Raw genomic sequence first — 24,976 nt, forward strand, 5'->3', positions numbered from 1 at the left:
GTAATGTTATATGTGAAGGAGGATGACGTAACGCTCATTGTCACTGGCACATTAGCATACAATGTAATAGCTGCGGCTGAAGCTTTGGACAAAAGAGGGGGAGAAGCGCGTATCGTGGCTATACCTAATCCGTCCTCACTCAAACAACTATAAATTCGTTTTCCTGCTCTATGTAACGACAGAATATAAACAGACCACAAAGCACTTGTGCTGGAAACTTTTCAGTAGTATCAATCGTCCATCCGCCAGAGATTCCCTTGTGCATGATTTGCAGTATAATAGTGCCAATCTTATCTTTCAGGGAATAGTTCTGGTTGTTGTGCATGACCAGCAGATACCCGATATCCCCGATGGATAAATCTGCATGATCGATCTTCGGCGTACGACAGATCGGCCAGCCAACAATGTCAGGATCATCGTCTTTAGCGTAGCAGGGATGAGCTTCCATCAGCACTTCGCCGTTATTGTTATTTAAAGTAAAAATTCTCAAACGAACATTCCCGCTTTTTTTTGCCGGAGCACCTAATATGTTAATATCTGTATGATACTGTTTATCATCATCTGACAGAAAAATGGTTTTCCTTGCTCCCCAAAAAGAACTCTTGATTTGGGCAAGCATTCTTCCGTTTTTAGGGTTGGATAGTGTTCCTGATTTCATCATATACCGCATAATTTCACCTCCGAATTAGAGTAAGGAAAACAGGATTAAACCAAATACTCCTGCCCCTGACATTACCTTAATAGGATTTACCTTCCACCTTTGCAGTACAAAGAATGCGACGAGAAAGATTACCAAAGCCGGAATATCTATACTGGCAAGATCAGAAGGCAAAGTTGTAGTGCCATAAACCGCTGTGAAAAACAAATTGATTCCCGCCGAGGCGATCATGGCAATCACAGCAGGACGAAGTCCGACGAGAACGCCCTGTACAATACTTAATCCTCGGAAACGATAGTAAACATAGGCCAGTGTCAACACAATAACGCAGGACGGGAATACACAGCCGATGGTTGCAATGACAGCACCGGACAGACCGGCTACCATCGTGCCTACAAACGTTGCGGAATTGATTGCAATAGGACCCGGTGTCATTTCCGCAATGGTAACAATATCTGCAAATTGGGCCATGGTCAACCAGGAATTCACTTCTACTACCTGATGCTGGATCAAAGGCATAGCTGCATACCCTCCGCCAATGCTGAACAGACCAATTTGAAAGTAACTCCAAAACAGTTCCAGATAAATCATTTGCGCTTCTCCTCCTTATGCAGCTTTTCTCTATACAGCGTTTCCAACGCTCCAATGATGCCGCAAACAAGGATCACCAGAATAATGTTAGCGGAAAAGAAGCGAACGGCAACAAATGCGCCCAGCAATACTAATACCGGTAAAATCCGCCTTGTTTGCATGAGTGTTTTGGACATATCAATGACTACATCAAAAATCACCGCAGCTACACCACAGAGCATTCCCGCCATGACCAGATTGACGATGGTATTGGCACGGAAAGCTTGATAAAACAGTGAGATGATCGAAATAATGATCAGCGGCGGTGTCACTGTTCCAAATACAGCCAGTAATGCACCGGGGATACCTGCCACATGATATCCGACCAGAATTGATGCGTTTACAGCTATCGCACCCGGGGATGACTGTGCAATGGCAGTCATATCCAGCATTTCTTGTTCTTCGATCCAGCTTAATTCCTCTACAAACCGTTTTCGCATCAGCGGGACGATGACAAATCCGCCGCCAAAGGTGCAGGCGCTCAGTTTGAACACAGAGAAAAACAGTTTTACTAACTCAGTATTTTTTTTTATTTTTCATGTTATCACCCTCCATGGGTATTATGATAGCACTTGTTTTCTGATAATGGAAATAATATAATTAAATCAGAATAATACGGTTTTTGATATAAGGAGGAGTGAAAAAATGACTTTGCGCCATATGAAAATATTTTGCGCCATTTGTGATGCGAACTACAATACAACTAGAGCAGCAGAGAACTTGAATATGACCCAGCCAGCGGTTAGCCTCGCCATCAAGGAATTGGAGAAGTATTACGGCATTGTTCTTTTTGACCGAATTGGAAGGCGGCTTCAAATCACTCCGGCAGGAGAAAATTTTCTCCAATATGCACTTCGTATCTCCGCTCAGTTTGACGATATGGAGAGAGAAATGCGGAATTGGGATTCCATCGGTCTTTTGCGAATAGGGGCAAGCATTACCATAGGTGCGCAGTTTTTTCCCAGCTATGTAAAAGCGTTTTATCACAGGCACCCAGGCATTGAGGTAAATGTTACGATTGCCCCATCCGACCAACTGGAGCAAGCTCTTATGAATAACAAACTGGACTTTGCGTTGATAGAGGGCACTTCACACAACCCTGCTATGTACACTGAGGAATATATGGAAGATCGCCTGAGTATTATCGCTTCACCCAAAGAAGGCTTTCAGCAGGGCCAGAAGTTAACCTTGGTGCAATTCAGGCAGCAGCGTTTTCTTTTGCGAGAGATGGGGAGCGGCACAAGGGAGGTCTTTGACAGGGCGGTAGCAAACGCAGGTTTCTCCATAAAGCCGATCTGGGAGGCAACAAGCACCACCGCCCTCGTCAATGCTGTTATCAATGGTCTGGGTATTGCTGTTCTACCCCACCGAATGATACAAGGACCGCTGGAGCGTGGTCTGGTAGTCACCATTGGCTCGGATGGTATGGATTTCAGGCGCAGCTTTTACATCATCCATCATAAAGACAAATATCTGACACCAACGGCAAAAGCGTTTCTTGATCTCTGTCGTAACTATGAAATAGACTATCCCTTACCAAAATACAATGGATTGCTTTAACTGACTTCCCCTTCCATGCATTCAAAATAAAAAATCCTCCCCAAAAAAATCTATTCGCAGACTCAGGGAGGGATTTTGGGTAGGTAGTCACTTAAACAGGCAGATATCCTCAGGATAAACGGTGATGAAACGGAAAGATTTTTCAAACACATCACTGGACAAATATAAACTTACCTCCCCTTTTCCAATTCCTGACTTGTCACATTCGAGAAGAAATCTGTCTCCCAATGTTCATGATTGTGTCATAATATTTTTCAAAAAACATCTGAAAACTCTTACAAAAATAGCTTTTATAGGTTCCGTCAGCCGGATTATAATCCCTGCTGCGCTGGCAGCCTCCCCGGCAGAGCCGGTAATAGCGGCATTCATGACATGCTTCATCAACCATCCGAGAACGCTCGATAAACCTGATTTCTTTACGGCGCTCATTAATCTGATCCAGCCGGTCTTCATTAAAATTCCCAAGACGATATTCATCCAGCATGTAGAAATCACAGGGATAGATGCTTCCGTCCGCCTCGGCTACATTCTGAATACCACATACGCCGCGCTGGTCGCAGGATTCTGCCATGTATCCGGCAGCCAGGCTGATATAATTCTCGAATTGCCGGATATATGGCTGTTTTTGATGCTTCAGGTCACGATACCAGAGGAAGAACAGATCAATTAGGAACTGACCATATACTTCAGGGGTCAGGGCATAGGGGGTATTCTCATGCCCTTCATATAAGGGGTCCAGGCAGGGAATATACTGCTGGTAATTCCAGCCGCGCTTCCTGTAGGCAGTATAGATATCTGTAATATTGCCGGCAACAAGCGGGGTTACGACCGTAAGGATATTGTAATCAACACCATACCTGTCCATTAACTCGGCAGCATGATTAACTCTGGCATAGGTAGCTCCCCCCTTTTTATCGTGGCGGAAAGTATTGTGTATGTCTGGTGTGCCGTCCACGGACAGACCGATCAGGAAGTTGTTCTCTTTAAAAAAACTGCACCAGTCTTCAGTAATTGAATATCCATTAGTCTGCAGGGCATTTGTTACTTGAATCTGATTCCTGTTATACTGTTTCTGATAGGCAACAGCTTTTTCAAAAAATTCCAGCCCTCTCAGAGTTGGCTCCCCCCCCTGATACGCATAGCTGATCATCCTTTCAGCCCGGAGCATGGTTTTGCGTATGATATTCTTAAGAGTATACTCACTCATGAATCCATAAGACTTCTGATTACGTTTTTGAGCTTCATCGCAGTAAAAGCAATAATCACATGACATATTGCACATGCTGGAAGATGGTTTCATTAAAACACTGATTGCGGGCATTGTATGTACTCCTGTTCTATGTTTTTTTTGTGTCTTTTTATGTGAAAGCAATGGATACTATAATTAATAAAGGAAACTTCCCCATGCTTAGTAATGAATAACCCCTTTACAGATAATATTCTTAAAGCCTTACGCAAGGGAATTTGTGAAACGCCATATTTTTTATTCACTTCATTGTGTAATCATGGATAATTTAAATTATAAAATTGTCCCATTAAAATGTCAAGAAATGTATAAATTAGGTTCGATTATGAAAATCGTTATTTTCACACCTTCTGGCGTGCACAGTAATTGAATATCAGCATTTTAGTCAACTAACCGTAACAGGATTACAGGTTAAGTCAGAAAAATTGAAAATTGATATCCAAATGTTGAAAGAGCGGTTTGATCAAGATAGTAGTGGATAGGTTTATTTCTATTTTTCCATATAAAAGCATCCATTTAGCCATGTTCATATCATTCCTCAGGAAGTACAATAATAGCATGTCGGCAAAATAACATCTTTCGTTAAAAAGGAGCATGAATTATGAGAGGTTTGATAAAACATCCAAATGTAATATTAGTGATTACCGATGATCAGGGATACGGCGATTTGGGATGTACAGGAAACAGCCGGATCCATACCCCCAATATTGACCAGTTTTATCAGGATAGTGTCCGCTTCACCGATTTTCATGTTGCGCCTATGTGTGCACCTACCCGCGGTGGCATCATGACAGGAAGGCGCCCCTTGCGCAATGGGGTATGGGCAACCTGTTGGGGAAGGTCGCTACTTAAGCAGGAAGAGTACACGCTTGCGGAATGCTTTCAGGATAACGGCTATATAACAGGCTTGTTCGGAAAATGGCATTTAGGGGATAATTATCCCTACAGACCTCAGGACAGAGGGTTTACAAAGGTTGTCGCGCATAAAGGCGGAGGCGTGGGACAGACGCCGGATTTCTGGGGAAATCATTATTTTGATGATACATATTTTGATAATTCAGTTCCACGGAAGTATGAAGGGTACTGCACTGACATCTGGTTTGAACAGGCAATGCGGTTTATGAAAGAAAGGGAAGGGCAGCCTTTTTTTACCTGCATTGCAACGAATGCCCCGCATAGCCCATATCTGGTTGAGGAAAGATACAGCAGGCAGTATCAGAACATAGAAGACATATGTTACCCGGAATTTTATGGAATGATAACCTGTATAGACGAAAACTTTGGCAGATTAAGAGACTTCCTGAGAGAAGAAAATCTGGAAGAGGATACCATCTTAATATTTATGACGGATAATGGAACATCGGGCGGCGCCGTAGTTGATGAACGGGAGTTTGTGGTAAAAGGGTTCAATGCAGGGATGCGGGGGAAGAAGGGCTCGTATTACGAAGGCGGTCATAGAGTGCCGTTTTTTATACGCTGTCCTGGACTGGGGATCAGCGGGGGAAGAGATTGTAACAGCCTGAGCATGTATACGGATATTATGCCGACTCTGATCAGTCTGTGTGGGCTGGATCTGTCTGAGGACTGTAAAATGGATGGCACAAGCTTCGCCCGGGCTTTCTCAGGAATAGAGGTAAATAAAGAAAGAATAGAATTCATCCAGTACCGTCAGGACACATTCATCCCGGAAAAGTGGGAAAATACTGTGCTGAAAGGCCCATGGAGACTGGTGCGAGGGAAGGAACTTTACAATATTGAAAAGGATACCCAGCAGATACAGGAAGTTTCAGGAGAATATCCGGAAATTACACGGGAATTGCGCAAAGCCCACGAAGACTGGTGGGAGGAAGTGAAAGAATCTCTGGAGGATTATTGCCCAATCATACTGGGACACCCGAAGGAAAATCCAACCACATTGAATGCAATGGATGTCTTGGGGGATGTGGCGTGGAGCCAGGATATGGTTGCAAAAGCAGCAAAGAGCTGTGGCCGGTGGCCTGTAAGATTCAGCGGTGCCGGAAAATATATCTTTAAACTCAGACGCTGGCCGGCAGAACTGCAATTACCCCTTAATGAGGAATATGGGGATATTGACAGACTGGCGCCATATAAGCCCGACTATCCAATGTGTCACGTGAAGTATACTGATGCATGGATTAAGCTGGATCATATGAAGCAATATAAGGCGGTAAAGCCGGACAGTCAGGAAATCAGTTTTGAGCTGGAGGTGAATGCTGCACAGGATACGGTTTTAGAAGCGGGTTTTCTGGATGACAGTCATAAATCCTTTGGAGCTTATTATGTGGAGGTTGAGAAAGTAGATGACACTCCTTGAAGTTTCTGATTTTACATAAATATGTAATTAATTTTCCATAGAATCAAAGGGGAAAATATGGTTAACTAAACGTATCAAATGAACGAGGAGGAAAGGAAATGAAAAAAGAAGTGGTAAAAAAGTGTCTGGCTGTTCTGTGTACAGTCTGTCTGGCAGGAAGCATGGCCGCATGCGGTACTGCAAAAGAGGGGGCGGATGAAAAGAACGAAAAGAGCCAAAAGAAGGAAGAAGTGACTGTTTCTGCATTGCTGCAGCAGTCCAGAAATTATCCGGGTCTGCAAAAAATGGTTGAGAAATTGAAAGAAGAAGAAAATATAACGGTGGATCTTCAGATCGTCCCGGATGACCAATATAATAATCTTCTGCAGATGAAAATCAATTCAGGAGAGGCACCGGATATGATTGATTATAATCTGCCGGCAATCTATGGCCTGATTGATCCGGAGACATATCTGGCAGATTTATCGGATGAGGAGTGGGTTGGTAATCTGAAGAATCCGGATGTAGTAACACATAAAGACGGGAAAATATATGGCTTCCCATTTCAGGAAAGTTCCGGGGTATCTGGAATTTTGTACAACAAACAGGTATTCGAGGAGAACAATCTGGAGATACCGGCCAATGAGGCGGAATTCGATGCTGTGTGCGATGCATTATTAGAAAAGGGAATTACTCCATTATTACTGCCGGCGGATAACTGGGTACCACAGATATGGATGTCTACAGGGCAGGGGCTTGCTGCCGGGAGCGTGGATAGTGCCAAAGCCATTGCAGACAGTATACTGACACATGAGAAAGAGTTTACAGATTATCCGGAAATGGTGGAGGCAGTTGATACGTATCTTTCGATGTTTGAGAAAGGATACTTCAATGAAGACTATCTGACGGTAAGCCATGATGCCAATCTGGAACGTATTGCAAATGGGGAAGGCGCAATGCTGTTTGGCTCAGCAGGCATCCTGAGCTCTATAGAAGGGACGTTTCCGGATGCGCCAATCGGGATGTTTAATGTACCGTTTGATTATAACAAGAATGATTTACTGGTCAGCGGATTATTCTCTATCGGCTTTTCCGCTTCAAAAAACAGCCCAAATCTTGATACGGTGAAGAAGATTTTTGATTTATGGGCAACGCCTGAATATTTAAACCTGTGGTTTGAAGACAATGCCGGTTTCCCGGCCTTTGAAGGGGCTGACGGAGGCCCGATGAATGAAGAGGTTTTAAGTCTTTATGAAAAGTATTCTTCTGAAGGGAAGATCGTGGGAGAGATGAATAATTATCTGAATGATATACAGCCATTATATAAAACAACATTATGGGTTTACTATCTGGATGCACCGGCAAAAGGAATGACAGGGGAAGAACTTCTGACTCAATTCCAGAAGGATGTAAATGCATACATGAAAGAGAAGCAGGCACCGGGATTCGAATAAAAACAAAAAGGTACGGTACAGATGTGCCGTACCTTTTTTGAAAGGAGGTTTTATTATGCACAAGAAATTAAACAAAAAACGATATCCAATTTATTTTGCGACACCGGCACTGCTTGTATACACATTGTTTATTATACTTCCATTTGTGATCAGCACGGTGCTGTCCATGACGGACTGGAATATTGAAAGAATGTACAATCCAGTATTCAGGGGGCTGGGCAACTACATAAAGATTTTTCAGGATCCCGTCTTTATCAGATCCATACAAAATACTCTGCTGTTTGCTGTCAGCACTACAATTTTAAAGACATTGTTTGGTCTTCTGCTGGCACTGGCATTAGTAAAGGCATCAAAATTGAATAATGTACTCCGGACAATTTACTATGTCCCCTGTGTGTTAAGTCCAATGATTATAGGTGTTATCTTTACGTCAATTCTGGCAAATGACGGTCTTTTAAATCACATGCTATCAGGCATAGGGCTGTCCGGCCTGGCGGTAAACTGGCTGGCAGACTATATAACGGCTATGGGGTCTGTGATCCTGATTGAAGGCTGGATGTGGTCGGGGTTTAATATGTTTATCTTTATCGCCGGCCTGCAGGCTATCCCGGCAGACTATTATGAAAGCGCATGTATTGAGGGGGCTTCAAAATGGAAGCAGTTCAGGCATATTACGCTTCCGCTGCTGATACCTTCCTTTACCATTATTATCACTTTAAATATTACCGGAAGCTTAAAAGTATTTGATTTGATATACGTGCTGACCAAAGGCGGCCCGGGATTTGACACGCAGGTGCTCAGCACATTTGTTTACAAGGCATTTGGTCTGGGGCTGCTGGGAGAATCCAGTGCTGCAAGTGTCATATTATCATTGATCGTTGTATGCATATCGTTTCTGCTGAACCGATATCTTGCAAAAAGGGAGGTAGAAATGTGATGAAAAGGATAAAAGCAGGAACCGTTATTAAATATATTTTCATGATTATCCTCGCTGCCATGTTTCTGGTTCCCGTTATCATGATGTTATTAGGCTCTGTAAAGGATGCCGGCCAGGCACTTCAGTTCGACCTTTCCTGGCCAAAGTCATTTCATTTTGAAAACTATTCGTATGTTTTTGAGCATGGTAATATACTCAGAGGCTATATGAACAGTTTTGTTATTACAGTCAGTGCTACGGTACTTACCATACTGTTCGGCGCATTTGCCGGGATAGTAATAAGCCGGAGGAGTGATAAAACATCGAAAAGATTATATTACTACTTTATTTTTGGGCTTACCATGACATTACAGACCGCCAGTACATTTGCATTGTTAAAAGTTCTGAATATTTACGGAACAAGATTTGCTGTAATTGCAATCTATATAGGCATGAGGATGCCATTTACCATTATGAGTTTCAGCAGCTTTGTTAAAGGGATTCCCCGTGAGATTGATGAGGCTGCCATGATTGATGGCTGCAGGCCGTTTACGATGATTGTCCGGGTTCTGCTTCCGATATTAAAACCGATTACGGTAACCAATATTGTGATTACGGCAATCAGCTGTTGGAATGATTTTATGGTTCCGCTGTTCTATTTGGGATCGGCGCAGAAATGGACAGTAACACTGTCTGTTTATAATTTTTTTGGTATGTTTGCAAGAAATTGGAATTACGTCTTTGCAGTTTTGACACTTACAGTCCTGCCAATTATTATTTTGTTTTTATTCCTGCAGAAATATATTGTATCAGGCATGACGTCTGGTGCCGTGAAAGGATGACATAATGAAAAAACCAAATATATTATATATCATGTCGGATGACCACAGCTTAAATGCCATAAGCTGTTACCAGTCCATTTTATCTGGTGTATTTCACACAAAACATCTGGATCGGCTTGCAAAGGAAGGATGCCGCATGGACGCATACTGTGCTACAAATGCAGTTTGTACACCGGCAAGGGCAACCATTATGACCGGACAGTATGGGCAGATAAATGGAGTGAGGACGCTGGACGATGACTGGAATCCAGAGAAAGGGCCTAATCTGGCAAAACTTTTACAGGATGGGGGATATACTACGGCTTTATTTGGAAAATGGCATCTGGGATGTGAGCCTTTGGGATTTGATGAATATAAGTATTTATCGGATGGGACAGGGAAAGCAGGTGAACAGGGGGTATATTTTAATCCATTTTTTAAAGAGCGGCAAAAGGGAATCAGACAGCATGAAGGATATGTGACGGATATTATCACAGATATGACGACGCGGTGGCTGAAAGAGCGGGACCGGTCGAAACCGTTCTTTGTGATGTGCAACCATAAAGCACCGCATGATTTTTGGGAATACCATGAAAGGCATGAAGACATGTTTGCAGAGAAAGAGATACCGGTACCGTGCAGCTTATTTGAGAATAAGGTACACAGAAGTCCCGCTACAAGAGAGCGGGGGAGCTCAGTGACTCCCAGAAGTAAAATACGCAGCCTGTATGAAGACTTCTGCAGACCGGATTATGTCACAGGGCCGCTGACCAAAACAGAAACAATGTCTTTCGAAGAAAAAGGATATGCCGCGTACCAGAAATACTTAAAGGATTATCTGCGGACTGTGGCGGCCATTGACGAGTCAGTGGGAAATATTTTAAATGAGTTGGAAGAACAGGGAATCTTAGATGACACAATTGTGATTTATACATCAGATCAAGGTATCTTTTTGGGAGAACATGATTATCAGGATAAAAGGTGGAGCTTTGAAGAAAGCCTGCGGACACCAATGCTGGTCCGCTATCCAAAAGAAATTCCGCCGGGCACCGTCTGCGGTGAACTGATGTCCAACATAGATGTTGCACCTACATTGCTGGATTATGCAGGATGTGATATAGTAAAAGACATACAGGGAATCTCATGCCGGAATATGATTGCAGGAAAGAAACAGGAAGAATATCATGAAAATATATACTTCCGATATTGGATGCATTTGGCACACAATCACGATAATCCTGCCCATTACGGCATTAGAACAAAAGAATATAAGCTGACGTTTTATTATGGTATGCCTCTGGATGCGAAGGGGGCTTTGAAACAGCCTACGCAGCCCGGATTTGAAATGTATGATCTGATCCGGGATCCACAGGAACTGAACAATATATATGGGCAGCCCGCATATCTGGAAATCCAGGAAAAATTGAAGCGGCAGATGGAAAAAGCGAAAGAAAAATACAGGGATGAAGATTATGATTATAAGGAGCTGAAAAGATTATATGAAACATTCGAAGAAACCTAATATTTTGTTTATTGTTACAGACGATCAAAGGTATAACACCATCAGGAAATTAGGAAATCCGGAGATTATAACACCTAATATGGATGCACTTGCCAGATGCGGGACTTCATTTACGCAGGCCCATATTCCGGGGGGAACCAGCGGAGCGGTATGTATGCCAAGCAGGGCAATGATACATACCGGGCGGACGCTGTTTCAACTGGAGGATGAAGGGCAGAACATACCTGTGGAACATAAGACATTGGGAGAAACTTTAAAAGAGGCGGGATATTATTGCTATGGGACGGGAAAGTGGCATAATGGCCCGCCCTCTTTTACCCGGAGTTTCCACCAGGGAGATAACATATTTTTTGGCGGCATGTGGGATCACTGGAATGTGCCTACGTGTTATTATGACCCAACGGGTAAATATGATAATGAAATTAATTTTGTCGCTAATTTTTGGGAAGAAAATAAAGTAATCAGACAGCATTGTGACAGATTCCATCCCGGAATCCATTCAACGGAACTGCTGACGGATATGGCAGTCTCATTTTTGGACGAGTATACAGAAGACAGGCCGTTTTTCCTGTATACTGCGTATCTTGCGCCCCATGACCCCCGGACGATGCCTGATAAATATAAGGAATTATACCAACCGGAAAACATGACACTGCCTGTCAATTTTCAGAAGCAGCATTTTGAATTTGGGGTTTCCGGAATCCGGGATGAGCTGCTGGCACCTTATCCGAGAACAGAGGAAGAGATGCGCCGCCAGCTTGCGGAGTATTATGCGATGATTACTCATCTGGACGATGAAATAGGAAAAATTATGGAGGCTTTAAAAAGAAATCAGCAGTGGGAGAATACAATAATCATTCTGACAGGCGATAATGGACTGGCAATCGGCAGCCACGGACTGATGGGAAAGCAGAATCTTTATGAAGAAAGCATCCGTATACCGCTTATCTTTGCAGGGCCGGGGATTCCCAAAGGGCAAGTAAGAGATCAATTTGTGTATCTTTTGGATATCTATCCCACTCTCTGTGATATATTGGGGATAAGCATACCCCCCACAGTACAAGGGAAAAGCTTTGAGAAGGTTTTTGGTGAGGAGACATCAGTAACGCGGGAAACTTTGTACTTTGCCTATAATGATCTGATACGCGGTGTGAAAGACAGACGCTATAAACTGATCCAGTATCGGAACGTATCAAACTGTACACAGCTGTTTGACCTGCAAAATAATCCCGATGAAACAGAGAATCTTGCAGAGGAAGAAGCATGCCGCCTTACAAGACTCAGACTGGAGCAGATTCTGTCAGAGTATAAGGATGAGTGGGGGGACGAAGCACATCCTATGGGACGGAGATATTGGCTGAAAGAATCGTAAGTGTTATTATTTGTGCTCCCGGAGACTTACATGTAAGTTTTAAACAGGCTGTGGGGTGCGGAGACGGAAAATCCAGGGAGGCCGGATATGAGAAAGAACTTCAGCGTAAAACTATGGGCAATTAATACAGCTCTTCTATTCGCAGTTTTATTTGTTATTTTTTCGTTCAGTATTGTTGTATATGTTCATGCTAAAGAACGTGAGTCCACAGCCGATATGCAGAATGAGCTGAGGGGGATAGAACGCAATATTTTGAACCAGATAGAACTGTTAAAAACAGTAAGCCTGCAGACCGGGACAAATGATTTTCTTGCGGGTAAATTAAATGCAGCACGGCAAAGCCCGGATTTATTTGACATAGACACAGAAGCTAAAACAGAGGTCTATAAGATCCTGTGGCCGTATATCCTGGAACGTGAAAAGGTCAGCAGGATCAGTGCTTATAATGATGAAGGCACCTTTGTTTATGTAGGTGAAGCGGTTGATGAACAGGAAAGTGTGTCGTACCGTGAACATAGCTATATCCCCGAGGTGTTTAAGCAAAAGCAGGAAGCGGCAGACTGGTTTTGCCTTGATGCAGATCGTATTTCTGTGGTCCGTAAAATAAAAACAAGCCCAATTTTCGGCATGGAGACTGTCGGCTATATTGAGGCGGAGCTTGCTCTTGGGCTGTGGGAAAAGCAGCTTTTCGGGGATGACACCAGTACGGATGGATATATTGTATATAATACCGGCACAAAAACCCCGCTGTTTTTTCACCAGATTCCGAAAACGGTTATGAATGGGCTTACAGATGAAGATCTTCTGGATGAAGAGAGGGTAGAAGAGCAGTACAGAGAACAATACTATATACAGGATGTGACAGTTGAGGAATATGGTATTGGGATTCTTGCGCTTAGAAATAAAAAGGAACAGCGGGAGTTAATCGTTTTTTTTGTTCTGTACGCCACCCTTATACTGGTCATATTGGCAATAGTCCTGGCCGTTCTCCAGAAAAAGATTTCCTCTCATCTGACTCAGCCGCTTCTTGCACTTTGTGAAACCGCCCGAAATACAAAGCTGGAAAAGGAAGTGCTGGATTCAGTACCCAAATACGACGATGAATTTCAGGTTATCTCTGATGCATTTCAGGAAATGATGAAGAGCCTGCATGAATCTATGGAACAGAATGTGGCGATTAAAACCGCGGAGGTAAAGGCAAATATGTTCGCACTGCAGGCCCAGATGAATCCCCACTTTATACACAATACTTTGTCCATCATACAGGCATATGCAGGAGAAGAAAATTACCGGACCGTAATTGAAATCTGTGAACATCTGTCAGATATGATACGATACAGCAATGAGTTTACAGACCAGTCTGTTTACCTGGAGGATGAGATAGAGCATGTTGGGAATTATATGAGGCTTGTTAAGATGCGGTACGAAAATGGGGTGGAGTATGAACTGGAGAATTATATACCTGAGGGTTCTATAAAGGTTCCGCGGTTCATCCTGCAGCCGGTGATAGAGAATTCCCTCAGTCATGGCCTGCAGACAAAGGAATTTCCATGGAATATCAGGATAACCTGTGTTTGGGGAAGGGAGAAATGGTTCGTTAAGGTCTATGATAACGGTATTGGGTTTACAAGTGAGGAAATAGAGAAGATAAATGCATTTAAAAAGGAGTTAATGTCTGGTGACAAGGAGATTATCAATCATAATTTAAAGGTAGGCGGACTAAGCATCCGCAATATTATGACAAGGCTCTATTTAGAATATAAGGAAGAGATGATTTTTAAGGTGGTCAGTGAAAAAGATAAGTTTTCGGTTATCTATCTTGGCGGCGGCATTAAAATGTAACTGCCCGATGGGAACAGTTCAGACAAGCCTGTCTGTTACGCCCAGGGATCATGAGAAGCTGAGGCAGAAAATATACGAATTAAGCAGGGAGAAGGTGAGCATATGAAAGTATTGGTAGTAGAAGATGAGGCGCCTATCTTAAGAAATATCTGCCGGCTGATAGAAAAATGCAATCCGGCTTTCCAGGTATACTACAGGGCCCAGAATGGGAAGAATGCATTGGAAGTAATACGGACGCAGCCGGTTGATCTGATTTTTCTGGATATCCGGATGCCGGTAATGGATGGGCTGGAAGTGATGAGGCACATGAAGCAGGAGGAGTTAGAAATTCCGGTTATTGTTGTCAGCGGCTATAAAGATTTCGAGTATGTACAGCAAGCCTTACGCCATGGTTCGATGGATTATTTGCTTAAGCCTGTAAAAATGGAAGAATTGCGGCAGATCCTTAATAAGGCGGAACAATATTTTATAAAACGAAATTGCTGTGATACACCGAAAAGACTGGATGGGGAGGCAGAGACGGACGGCAAAAAAGAATCTGTACAATATGAATTTGCTTTGTGCTGTTTTGGAGCATTTTCCATTGAGCAATACACACAGACAATTTCTGTTTTACAGGAGCGTATGGAAGAAAGATTGAGAGGGTTTTTACATTCCCAGCTTGATGAAGAGGAATTCTGGTTGATTCCTGGGAAAAATGCACAGGAGCAGTTTGTCCTGCTGCGCCAGGGAAATGGACGGTTAGGCGAGCTTCTAAGACGGTTTCTAAAGTCGGAATCCCACACTACAATCGTGTTAACCATTATTTTGTACCGCAGAAGCCTGTATATGCACGAGATCTACAAGGCGCAGAAGGAGATGCGGCGCGGCGCCATGCTTTCTATGAGCGTGGAAGAGAGCGGCCTGTTTGAGTTGGAAGAATGTGAAGCCATAGAACCGGATATGAAGATGAGCTTACTGGAAGCTGTTCATTTTCCGGCACAGATGTATGAGGCTGTGAGGGAAGAGATAGAGAAACGGGGGAAAAAACGTTATGATATTTTGCGCGTGTTAAAGGCAGCTTTTTTAATTTACAGCGGCAAATTTCCATGCAGGTACAATAACATCTATCTGGAAGAGTCTGTGAACAGCATAATAGAAAGCGTGTATTCCATGGAAGCTCTATATCAGGAGGTAAAAAAACTGATAGTCGATGCTTTTTACGAGGAATCGGTAATAAGCGGCAATAAAGAAAAATTTGCTTATGAGGTGAGAAATTATTTGGAAGGGCATTATAGTATGCATGTGTCGAATCAGACCCTGTCTGATGAGTTTGGTTTTGTACCGGCATATATCAGGACCATATTCCAGCAGCAGTTTCAACAGTCACCGATGGAATATTTACAGAGGGTCAGAATTGAGAAAAGCAAGACATGGCTGAAAGAGACAGAATTATCTTTAAAAGAAATCGCGGAGGCTTTGGGGTTCTCAGATCAATTATATTTTTCTAAAGTTTTTAAAAAGACAGAGAATATGACACCTACAGAATATCGCAGGCGTACAAAACAGAGCATAGAGGAGAGATGACTATGATGACATCAAGAGAAAGAGTAAGGGCGGCAATTCGGCATCAGAATCCAGACAGGGTGCCGGCAGCATATGGAGCAGTAGCGTGCGTAACAGAAAAGCTTATGAAATGCTATGGATTTTCAGAGTATAGCCAGCTGATTGATAAATTCCATATAGATATCGTTTCGGTTGAGCCGTGCTATATCGGTCCTGAACTGAAGCGTTATATCAATTCCAAAGGCGAGGAGGTAAAGGAATCGTATTGGGGGTATGAAACAACAATGCATAAAACAGAAACGGATGTATATCCGGTAGTCTCATACTATCCTTTAAGTGGGATCGAAAGCAAATCTGATGCAGAAAAATTTATAGTTCCGGATCCGGACTGGTTTGATTATAAGTCCATAAAAGAGCAGTGTTGCAAATATCCAGATAAAGCAATTATTACAGGGCATGAGGGCCCATTTCAGCAGGTAACCTGCCTGATGAATATGGAAGAATTTTTTGTACTTATGTTAGAGGAACCGGAGGTGGCAAAATACATTCTGGATAAGATGGTTGCATTTGAGTTGGAGTATTATAAAAGAATTTTTGAAGCTGCAGAAGGCAGGATAGACATATTGCGCCCACATGATGATTATGGTACCCAGCTTTCCTTATTATTCAGCGTTGACATGTGGAGAGAATTCTTTGAAGAGAATACAAAAAAACTAGTAGATCTTGCACATCAATATGATGTGTTTTATCAGCAGCATTCCTGCGGGGCGGTAAGAGAGCTGATTCCAGAATTAATAAAATGTAAAGTAGATGTACTCGAGCCGATACAGAAAGTAAAGGGTCTTGAGCCGGAAGAGCTATATTCGGAGTTTGGCGGAAAGATTGCCTTCCATGGAGGAATAGATACGCAATACCTTCTTCCTTTTGGTACAGCAGAAGAGGTAAAGGAAGAAGTGAAATATTTTATGAAAACACTAAATCGTAATGGCGGCTACATATTAATGGCAAGTCAGGCATTTGAAAGTGATGTGCCATTAGAAAATATAGAAGCTCTTTACAATGCTCCCAGGTCATTTGGTATTGAAGCTTAGAGGTACTGTTTTAAAAGTTCTCTTAGAACAACGAGTCAGGGTTTAACACGCCTGACCCGTTGTTAAATAATATTGTAGACTACTTATATACTCATATTAATCTATCGTAATTTTAATCCCTACCGGGGCTTTTGTGTGAATACCCTCTGCCATAACCGTAAGATACTCATCACAAAGCATATACCGGCAATCTTCTTTTGCCCCCAATATCTGTACATTTTTAATGACTCCATTGAAGGTTTTTGATTTTCTGCCCAGCAGGTGTATCCTAACGATACCATCCTCAGGCCATTTCATTGCGAAAGCATAGATATACCCGTTTTTATAAGTAAAGCGAAAATCTTCTGAGGTGAAAGAATCTCTTAATATATCGGTATAGTGTCCTTCCTTTGTAAGCGTAGGTCCTTCCCCGTACTTCTTCCAGTAATGGCTTCCATAAATTCCCTCACCGTTTGTTTCCAACCACCTGCCTACTGCTGTTAATATTTCCTTATCCTTATCAGGAATCGTTCCGTCTGCTCTGGGACCTATATTTAATAGTAAAGAACCATTTTTACTCACAACATCTACAAGATCGCATATGACCTCATGAGGTTCTTTGTAATCGTTGCCTATTGTATAGCACCAGGAATTTTTGGCTACAGAAGTATCATTCTGCCAGAAAGAGGGAGAGATATCTGCCAGCTGGCCCCTCTCTATATCCCGTACTGCACATTCGAACATAAAGGCATCGTTCTTAAAGTTGATTGTAACTTCTTCTCCCCATTCCAGAGCCCGATTGTAGTAATATGCCGCAAATTTTTTTAGATACGGTTTCATTGCATTTACTTGTATCCACCAGTCGAAATACATGATTTTCGGACGGTATTTATCTACAATTTCACAGGTTCTGGCAAGCCAGTCTTCCATGTACAGTGGTTCCACATCAAATCCCTGTACTGCATCCTGCCCCATATCTCCGAATGGTTCCTCATAGGACGGCCAGTAAAAATCGCCGTAATGAAGATTGGCTGGGAGGTCACTTTTTATCTGACGCATTCCTCCCATAAACCAGTAATGTTCTATACGGTGACTGGAGGCGGTAAAGGTCATATTATTTTTTTCTGTTTCTGCTTTTAATAAACCTAAAATATCTTTACAGGGGCCCTTTTTGGAGGCACACCATTCTGAAAGTTCACTGTCATACATCTGAAAACCATCGTGATGCTCTGCAACTGGCATAATAAATTGAGCCCCGGCTTTTTTAAACAGGTTAATCCATTCTGCTGGATTAAAATTCTCAGCCTTAAACATCGGTATGAAATCCTTATAACCAAATTGTTCCAGTGGACCATAGGTACTGGTATGGTGCCTGTACTCATCGGTTCCTTCTTTATACATCCATCTTGGATACCACTCACTTCCATAGGCGGGTACTGAAAATACGCCCCAGTGAATAAAAATGCCGAATTTTGCATTCTTGTACCAGTCAGGTACTTTATGAAAAGCAAGGGAATCCCAATGAGCTTTATAGGGGCCATTTTCAATTACTTCATCAATTTTTTTTAAGTGTTGCTTTAGAATATCCAGTCTGTTTTCCATCTGTTCTGCTTGCAATTTATGTTCCTCCATTTTCTTGTTTTCTTCTTAAAAACAGTTGCTATCTCCGGCTATACTTTTCATACATATCATTGTACCACAGACAATTGTCCAACGGTGTATTGGAAGGAATATGGTTGCCGACTGCGAGGAAGTAGCCCGGGCAGTTACGCCCCAAATCTGTACAGCGTTTTACTTCTCTTTCTATGTCTTCCTTAGATCCCTTCAAAAGAATACGAGTATCTGCATTCCCAATAATTGAATGGGTTTGGCCATATTTCTTACAGATGTATTCCATATCTGTTGTTGGCTCCATTACAAATCCATTGATGCCGCAGGAAGCGATGTCATCTATAAATTCGCTGTAAGTCCCATCCGATGTATAAAGTATGATCTTTCCGCTCTCGTGTAGGGGGGCGAAAAGCTTTTTGTAGTTTGGGAAAATATACTCTCTGTAGAAATCGGGATGCAGAAAAGCGCCCTGTGTCCATACAATATCATCATGAACCATAACCACAGGAGAATCAGAGTGTGCCAAAGCCTTAAAATACTGCATGTTCCATTCTGCATAGCGGTTCATGAAGCTGCCGAATTCATCAGAATCAATGCCGGCGGCTAAAAGCAGCATATCCCATCCGAGAATTTCAATGACGCCGGACATGCAGGTTGTATAGATTCCTGTCATGTTTACCGTGTCAGGGTACGCATCTTGCATCTGTTTATAGTTTTCGTTAAAAAGCGGGGTGAGCAGGGATGGAGGGCGGTTTCCATAGGCTTCGAAAAAGTCAAAATCAAACACGTCTTCAGGCTCTTCTATAAATGTATGTACGTTATCAGAAAAATCAGCGCCGTCCTGAGCGAAGTTTGCGTGACCCATTCTTGTACGAAGTTCGCCAAATTGTTCACTGAAAGGAAGTACATTCCAGACAAGGCCATAATCCCAGGCTTTTATGAATTCTCCCGAAGCTTTTTTTTGCGTTTCAGTACTGCTCTTTGAATTTACCTGAATACCTGTCACTTTTTGAATCAGATCCCAGTAGAAATGTGCGGAGTATTCGGTGCGCGGAATTTTATCCGGCATTTCCAAATGCAGTGCGTTTATACCATTTTTGTATGACATATTAAATTATCCTTTCCAATTTCAAGAGTTTTTTATATAATTAAGTATAATTCAGACGGTGAATATGTACATGGGGAAAGTTGCTTAAAACATGGAGAAAATTGCATGAATAATAGGAAGTATCAAGTAATGGACAATAGCTTTAATGAAATCAATATGGTCGTTCTGGAACATGGCTTGCTGGAAACCGATGGAGGGTGGAATTACCGCAAGATCATATCCCCCTTCAACAGGCTGTATTTTATGCTGGAAGGGGAGGGTGAAGTGCAAAATGAATATCAAAGCGTAAGGCTGAAACAAGGTTTTGTATATTTTATACCGGCAGGAACCTGTTATGACTACAGAGAGATACGCCATATAAGGAAGCTGTACTTTCATATGCAGATACAGTGGGTTTCTGGTTTGGACTGTTTTTATGGCTGTAATGAGGTGATGGGGCAGAAGTGCGATGGACGTGATTTGGAAGTGCTCATGCAGGCGCTGGATAAAGGCGGGAATGAAGATGCACTACGCATAAAAGGCATACTCTATCAATATGCTTCGATTTTTTTCGGTGAAGCCAGTAAAAAACAGGGTGGTTTGCAGAATTACCAGGGGTTTTGGAAACAGAAGGAGCTGCTTGCATATTTGGAAAAGCATATTTCCGCAAAGCTTACCTTAAAAGATATTGCAGCCGCACACCATGTTTCCTACTATACATTATCACGGAATTTTAAAAGGGATACTGGCATGGGACTGAAAAAGTATATGGAAATACTGCTTCTGGACAGAGCGCGTAAATATCTCCTCATGACTGATATGCAGATTCAGGAAGTGGCAGGTTTACTCGGATTCTCTGACGCGTTCTATTTTTCCAGATTTTTTCAACAAAATGACGGGAGATCTCCCAGAGAGTTCCGGAAGAGGATGCGGGGAATCTTTTGATACGGAAATCAAGGCGGGGGCTGGCGGTATGCGGTTCCCGCTTTTGATTGGTATTTCATTATGGAGTTCTGTGATGCCAAAGTCAATTAAGATTCAGGCTATTGTGCACAAAAAGACTGATAATAAACTGGCAAAAAGTTATAAAAAAACAATAATGGTTGATTAAAAACTATTAATAGTATACAATAAAAACGAGAAATCAAGAAAATAAAATACTAAAAGAAGAGGGGGGGGAATTTGCCGCGTAATATATCAAGTATATTAAAAGATTAACCATTTCGTCGAAAAATCAGTGAAAGAGGTGTAAGAATGAGGGTGAAGAGATTTATATGCAAATTGATGACATGTTGTATCGCTGCTATAGTGTTTTCCGTGTCTGTACCTTATGCGAGTGTGAGTATGGCTGATACGAATGAGGAAAAAGAAATAGGCAGTGAAGGAAAGGAAGACGAGGCCATGACAGAAGATATGGATCAGGCAGATGTTGTGGATAATAACACAGACATAACGGCGCAGGCAAATCGCAGCGGGGACGAAAAGATTCCGCTGCCGAAGATTTCTTTTGAGCAAGGGGAAACATACACGAATTACAGCAATGGAAACGACCAGGCTAATCCGGTAAAAATAGAAGTCATTGAAAATGAAGGAATTACAGATGGAAACAGAGCAATGAAGGTGACCTATGGCGCCAGCCTGTGGCCTGGATTTCATTTATATGCGGAAGAAGGGAAGGTCTGGGATTTTGGAACAGATAGCTGTCTAAGTTTTGATGTGACGAATACAATGCAGAATGCAGTGGAGCTTTGTGTAAAGTTTGACTGTTCAGTGGCTAATGATGTCGGTCAGGATGCTGTCTTTAAGGTGACTATACCAGCGGAAAAGACGATAAAGGTAAATACAGCAGCATCAGCAACGGGGGCTGAGCTGGGGATGCTGGCGAATCCTCCGAGCAATGCAGGCGTGTCAGCCGCCTACGGATGGGGAACCGGTGTTGTTGATTATTCGGCGATCAAACACATTACCTTCTGGCTGAATGGCTGTGCGAAGGAAACAACGCTTATTTTTGATAATATCTCCGTGATCAGCGACCCTAATCAGGATCTTCAGTCTTCCTATTCTAATCTGGTGGATACCTATGGGCAGTATAACGGGATAGATCACAGCAATAAAATACGTTCTGATGAAGACTTCCAGACAAGTAAAAATACGGAGGAGATATTGCTTGCCGAGCAGCTTGAGCAGACAAAGGCGAGAGAAATCTCTGCTTATTATGGTATGAAGAATGAGGCTTACAGACAAGAGGCTACCGGGCATTTTTACACAAAAAAGCTGGAAGGGAAATGGATGCTGATTGATCCTCAAGGGTATCCTTATGTATCCACAGGCCTGGATATTATTCGCTTGGCTGATGCCCAGACATGGGTAAGCGGGAGGGAATTTATGTTCGAGGGGCTTCCGGCGCAGGACGGAGAATTAGGCGAACACTATGCAGATGTTGCAAATTGCCTGCGTCCGCCGTTTGGACAGAACGCGGGCAAGGCATTCAATTTCTATACTGCGAATCTGGAACGCAAGTATGGGGATACATGGGAGGAAGCCTGGAAGGAGAATGCTGTCAGGAGATTCAAGGCATGGGGGTTTTCTTCTATGGGCTGCTGGGCAGATCCGGACATGTTCTATGGAAAAGGGGCGGAATATGAATTCCCTTATGTTGCCCATGCATGGGTGAACCAAAACCATGCAAAGTTATCCAGCGGCGGTTCATGGGGAGATATTTCGGATCCGTTCGATCCGGCGTTTGCGGCAGAAGCAATGGGGCAGATGCAGGCACTTGCTGATAAAGGAGTTAATTCTGATCCTTACTGTATGGGAATCTACGTTGACAATGAGATAGCCTGGGGAAATTCAGGGGTTCCGGCTCAAAGATTTTCTGTGATCAAAGAAGCATTTAAGAGGGATGCGAACCAGGCTGATATTTATGCAAAAAAGGAATTTATTGCAGCGCTGAAGGACAAGTATGCGGATATTGGCGAATTGAATACTGCATGGGGGACGCAGCTTGCATCATGGGAGTCGGTTGAGTCATCATATGACGGAGCAATTGCAGAAGAAGACGCATCTATGTGCCTAAGTTTATTAGCTGATAAATACTATCGTGTAATCAGTGCGGCTGTGAAGGAGAAATTACCGGATATTCTGTACCTGGGCTCACGGCTGGCACAGTGGGGCTGCGGCAGCGAGGTGATTCAGGCATGTGCGAAATATGCAGATGTTGTAAGTTTTAACTGTTATAAAACAGATGCAGAACAGGAGTTTATGCAGTTGGGTACTTACGATAAGCCAGTTATTATCGGCGAATTTCATTTCAATGCCTGCGACCGCAGCCATTTTGCACCGGGGTTAGTGCAGGTCGGTACCCAGGAAGCAAGGGCGAATGCCTACACGAACTATATGACAGGAGTATTCCAAAATGAATATCTTGTGGGCGCTCACTGGTTCCAATACTATGACCAGCCTGTTTTGGGAAGGGCATGGGATGGTGAAAATTCTAATTGTGGCTTTGTAGATATGACAGATCAGCCCTATGCCGAACTGGTCGCAGCAGCCAAGGCAGTCAATGAAAGTGCTTATGATATTCGGCTTACTTATACAGCCGCCGCCAGTATATCAATAAGCCAGAGCGAGGCTTCCCTCACACCGGCGGAACGTGACCTGCGGCTTTCGGCGGAGGTGCTGCCGGAGACGGCAAGTAATCGGGAAGTATTATGGAGCAGCTCGAATGAAAGGGTAGCGGCAGTCAGCCAGGACGGTCTTGTGACGGCGCATAAGAATGGAACGGCAGTTATCACTGTGACATCCAAGGATAACCGGCAGCTCGCGGCAAGCTGCGCTGTGACAGTATCAGGTTTTCAGGAATCAGAACGAAAAAAATTCCCTAATGTTTCATTTGAAGAAGGCGAAGAGGATGTTTTTACAATTACTGCTGGCAGGCCAATGCATATTGCACGGGTGACTGGGGAAGGTGTTACTGAGGGAAAACAGGCGCTTAGAGTTACGGTCAATGAGCTGGTGAAAGACCCTAATGCATGGAACTTTAGTCTGCTTCAGGCAAATAATGCAGAAGGTTGGGATTTTGATGATGGTATGCCGTTAGCACTGAATGTAACCAACATTAACCCCTTTGATATACAGATACGTGTCAATGTGACAGACAACGGCGGTTCTATCAGAACGTTTTATTTTGTAATACCGTCCAAAAATACAAGAACGCTAAAGATAGCTGAGTTTGGAAAATCTGAGGATGTATGGGGCGCGGAGGAAGGATATTTCGGCGCTAATGCTGGACTGAATGCGGAAAAGATAACCAACATAAGCATATATATGTGGGAGAACAGCGATTTGCTGGGTGAGGATATTGTCTCTGCGTCTTATGTCATAGATGATGTTAATGCAGGAAAGACGAAGGTGACAGTGAGTGAAATTATTTTATCGGCAAACAGATTGGTTTTAACAAAAGAGTCTCCTACCGGGCGGCTAACAGCGCAGGTAAAACCGGAAGCGGTTAGTGATTCGGGTGTTGTTTGGAGCAGTACGGATGAAAAAGTGGCTGTAGTTGGTCAGGACGGTACAGTGACGGCGAGAGGGGATGGGAAAGCATTCATCACAGCGCAATCTTTGATAAATCCTGATGTGGCTGAACGCTGCGAAGTGGTAGTGACTGGTTTTGCTGCGGAAGGAGATGGAGAGGATAAGCCCAAAGAGCCAAATGGAGAGGATCCGAAAGAGCCAAATGGTGAGAAACCGAAAGAGCCGAATGGTGAGAAACTGAAAGAGCCGAATGGTGAGAAACCGGTTGGCTTGCCTAAGACGGGTGATAAAACTGCATTGCCTGTTGCAGGTCTGGCAGTAACTTTGGCGGCATTGTCTGTTCTTGGGGCAGTATTTTTAAGGCAGTATAAAAGGAAGGAGAATCGTACAACGCAGAAACCTGCACAATGACGGTATAAACCTATAAATATCAACTCCTTCAAGTAGTTGAACTACAGAAAAGAAATCTAAAGTACACAGTATCTGAATGTATTATAATCAGAAAATTTAGGTAATTGCGAAACAAGTTCGCAATCTTGATTCAAAACAAGGTAGAAATCGTGCTTTACACGATTTCAGAGATAGAGGGTGATGTTGAAAGATTTTTGACGCACTTTAATAAGCTTAACAGCTTTTGAAGTTGGTAAGTCCTAAGCAATTAGCGGTTTTAAACTGCGAATATATTCGTGATGTTTGATTTTATCAGCAAGTACAACTGTTATGAGCTGGGTGATACCGGCAAGGATTAAGTCAGCATGCAGAGTTTTTTCGTTTTGTGTACGTCTTCCTGCAAGA

General features: G+C 42.9%; 18 protein-coding genes. 12 read left to right on the forward strand and 6 right to left on the reverse strand.

Features of this window, described 5'->3' with window-relative positions:
• Window positions 1–139 precede the first annotated feature (139 nt).
• From HMPREF0240_RS25025 to HMPREF0240_RS12010, 3 genes are read right to left on the reverse strand one after another with little or no spacing between them, the layout of a single operon-like run.
• A complete protein-coding gene (locus HMPREF0240_RS25025) occupies window positions 140–670 on the reverse strand; it encodes a hypothetical protein (protein ID WP_009003677.1) in 531 nt (176 codons plus the stop codon).
• Window positions 671–685: 15 nt separating this feature from the next.
• A complete protein-coding gene (locus HMPREF0240_RS12005; RefSeq protein ID WP_009003678.1) occupies window positions 686–1,249 on the reverse strand; it encodes a chromate transporter in 564 nt (187 codons plus the stop codon).
• Window positions 1,246–1,821 (reverse strand): chromate transporter, encoded by a 576-nt coding sequence (locus HMPREF0240_RS12010; protein ID WP_035313280.1) that lies wholly within the window; start codon window positions 1,819–1,821, stop codon window positions 1,246–1,248. The genes HMPREF0240_RS12005 and HMPREF0240_RS12010 overlap by 4 nt, the downstream gene beginning before the upstream one ends.
• Window positions 1,822–1,933: 112 nt before the next feature.
• On the opposite strand from HMPREF0240_RS12010, the gene HMPREF0240_RS12015 reads away from it, so the two are divergent.
• Entirely contained in the window at window positions 1,934–2,848 is a 915-nt protein-coding gene (locus tag HMPREF0240_RS12015) for a LysR family transcriptional regulator (RefSeq protein WP_009003680.1), read from the forward strand.
• 199 nt (window positions 2,849–3,047) lie between these two features.
• Here the strand turns inward: HMPREF0240_RS12015 and HMPREF0240_RS12020 are convergent, their stop codons facing one another.
• Window positions 3,048–4,169, reverse strand: a complete 1,122-nt coding sequence (locus HMPREF0240_RS12020) for an anaerobic sulfatase maturase (RefSeq protein ID WP_009003681.1) — start codon at window positions 4,167–4,169, stop codon at window positions 3,048–3,050.
• Between the two features lie 526 nt (window positions 4,170–4,695).
• On the opposite strand from HMPREF0240_RS12020, the gene HMPREF0240_RS12025 reads away from it, so the two are divergent.
• The 9 genes from HMPREF0240_RS12025 to HMPREF0240_RS12065 all read left to right on the forward strand — a co-directional run bounded on the left by HMPREF0240_RS12025 (window position 4,696) and on the right by HMPREF0240_RS12065 (window position 16,971).
• On the forward strand, window positions 4,696–6,429 hold the full coding sequence (locus HMPREF0240_RS12025) for an arylsulfatase (RefSeq protein ID WP_009003682.1): 1,734 nt from the start codon (window positions 4,696–4,698) through the stop codon (window positions 6,427–6,429).
• 98 nt (window positions 6,430–6,527) lie between these two features.
• Window positions 6,528–7,862: an extracellular solute-binding protein gene (locus HMPREF0240_RS12030; RefSeq protein WP_009003683.1), complete on the forward strand. Its 1,335-nt coding sequence runs from the start codon at window positions 6,528–6,530 to the stop codon at window positions 7,860–7,862.
• Between the two features lie 55 nt (window positions 7,863–7,917).
• Window positions 7,918–8,799, forward strand: a complete 882-nt coding sequence (locus HMPREF0240_RS12035) for an ABC transporter permease subunit (protein WP_009003684.1) — start codon at window positions 7,918–7,920, stop codon at window positions 8,797–8,799.
• The gene (locus HMPREF0240_RS12040) at window positions 8,799–9,620 is read left to right on the forward strand and encodes a carbohydrate ABC transporter permease (protein WP_025656322.1); all 822 of its coding nucleotides are present in this window, start codon (window positions 8,799–8,801) and stop codon (window positions 9,618–9,620) included. The genes HMPREF0240_RS12035 and HMPREF0240_RS12040 overlap by 1 nt, the downstream gene beginning before the upstream one ends.
• A gap of 4 nt (window positions 9,621–9,624) precedes the next feature.
• Window positions 9,625–11,121, forward strand: a complete 1,497-nt coding sequence (locus HMPREF0240_RS12045; protein WP_009003686.1) for a sulfatase — start codon at window positions 9,625–9,627, stop codon at window positions 11,119–11,121.
• On the forward strand, window positions 11,099–12,493 hold the full coding sequence (locus HMPREF0240_RS12050) for a sulfatase-like hydrolase/transferase (protein WP_009003687.1): 1,395 nt from the start codon (window positions 11,099–11,101) through the stop codon (window positions 12,491–12,493). The genes HMPREF0240_RS12045 and HMPREF0240_RS12050 overlap by 23 nt, the downstream gene beginning before the upstream one ends.
• Window positions 12,494–12,580: 87 nt before the next feature.
• A complete protein-coding gene (locus HMPREF0240_RS12055) occupies window positions 12,581–14,335 on the forward strand; it encodes a histidine kinase (protein ID WP_009003689.1) in 1,755 nt (584 codons plus the stop codon).
• 102 nt (window positions 14,336–14,437) lie between these two features.
• Complete coding sequence (locus HMPREF0240_RS12060) at window positions 14,438–15,901, forward strand: response regulator (protein ID WP_025656325.1); 1,464 nt, start codon at window positions 14,438–14,440, stop codon at window positions 15,899–15,901.
• 2 nt (window positions 15,902–15,903) lie between these two features.
• On the forward strand, window positions 15,904–16,971 hold the full coding sequence (locus HMPREF0240_RS12065; protein ID WP_240285835.1) for a uroporphyrinogen decarboxylase family protein: 1,068 nt from the start codon (window positions 15,904–15,906) through the stop codon (window positions 16,969–16,971).
• Window positions 16,972–17,067: 96 nt separating this feature from the next.
• On the opposite strand, the gene HMPREF0240_RS12070 is transcribed toward HMPREF0240_RS12065, so the two are convergent.
• Complete coding sequence (locus HMPREF0240_RS12070; RefSeq protein WP_242833337.1) at window positions 17,068–18,567, reverse strand: alpha-L-fucosidase; 1,500 nt, start codon at window positions 18,565–18,567, stop codon at window positions 17,068–17,070.
• 43 nt (window positions 18,568–18,610) lie between these two features.
• Entirely contained in the window at window positions 18,611–19,669 is a 1,059-nt protein-coding gene (locus HMPREF0240_RS12075; RefSeq protein WP_009003693.1) for a uroporphyrinogen decarboxylase family protein, read from the reverse strand.
• 105 nt (window positions 19,670–19,774) lie between these two features.
• Between HMPREF0240_RS12075 and HMPREF0240_RS12080 the strand changes: the two genes are divergently transcribed.
• A complete protein-coding gene (locus tag HMPREF0240_RS12080; protein WP_009003694.1) occupies window positions 19,775–20,593 on the forward strand; it encodes an AraC family transcriptional regulator in 819 nt (272 codons plus the stop codon).
• Window positions 20,594–20,992: 399 nt separating this feature from the next.
• Window positions 20,993–24,592 (forward strand): Ig-like domain-containing protein, encoded by a 3,600-nt coding sequence (locus HMPREF0240_RS23460; protein ID WP_207636761.1) that lies wholly within the window; start codon window positions 20,993–20,995, stop codon window positions 24,590–24,592.
• Window positions 24,593–24,976 lie beyond the last annotated feature (384 nt).

This window comes from Clostridium sp. D5 (genome assembly GCF_000190355.1).
GTDB lineage: Bacteria > Bacillota > Clostridia > Lachnospirales > Lachnospiraceae > Faecalicatena > Faecalicatena fissicatena_A.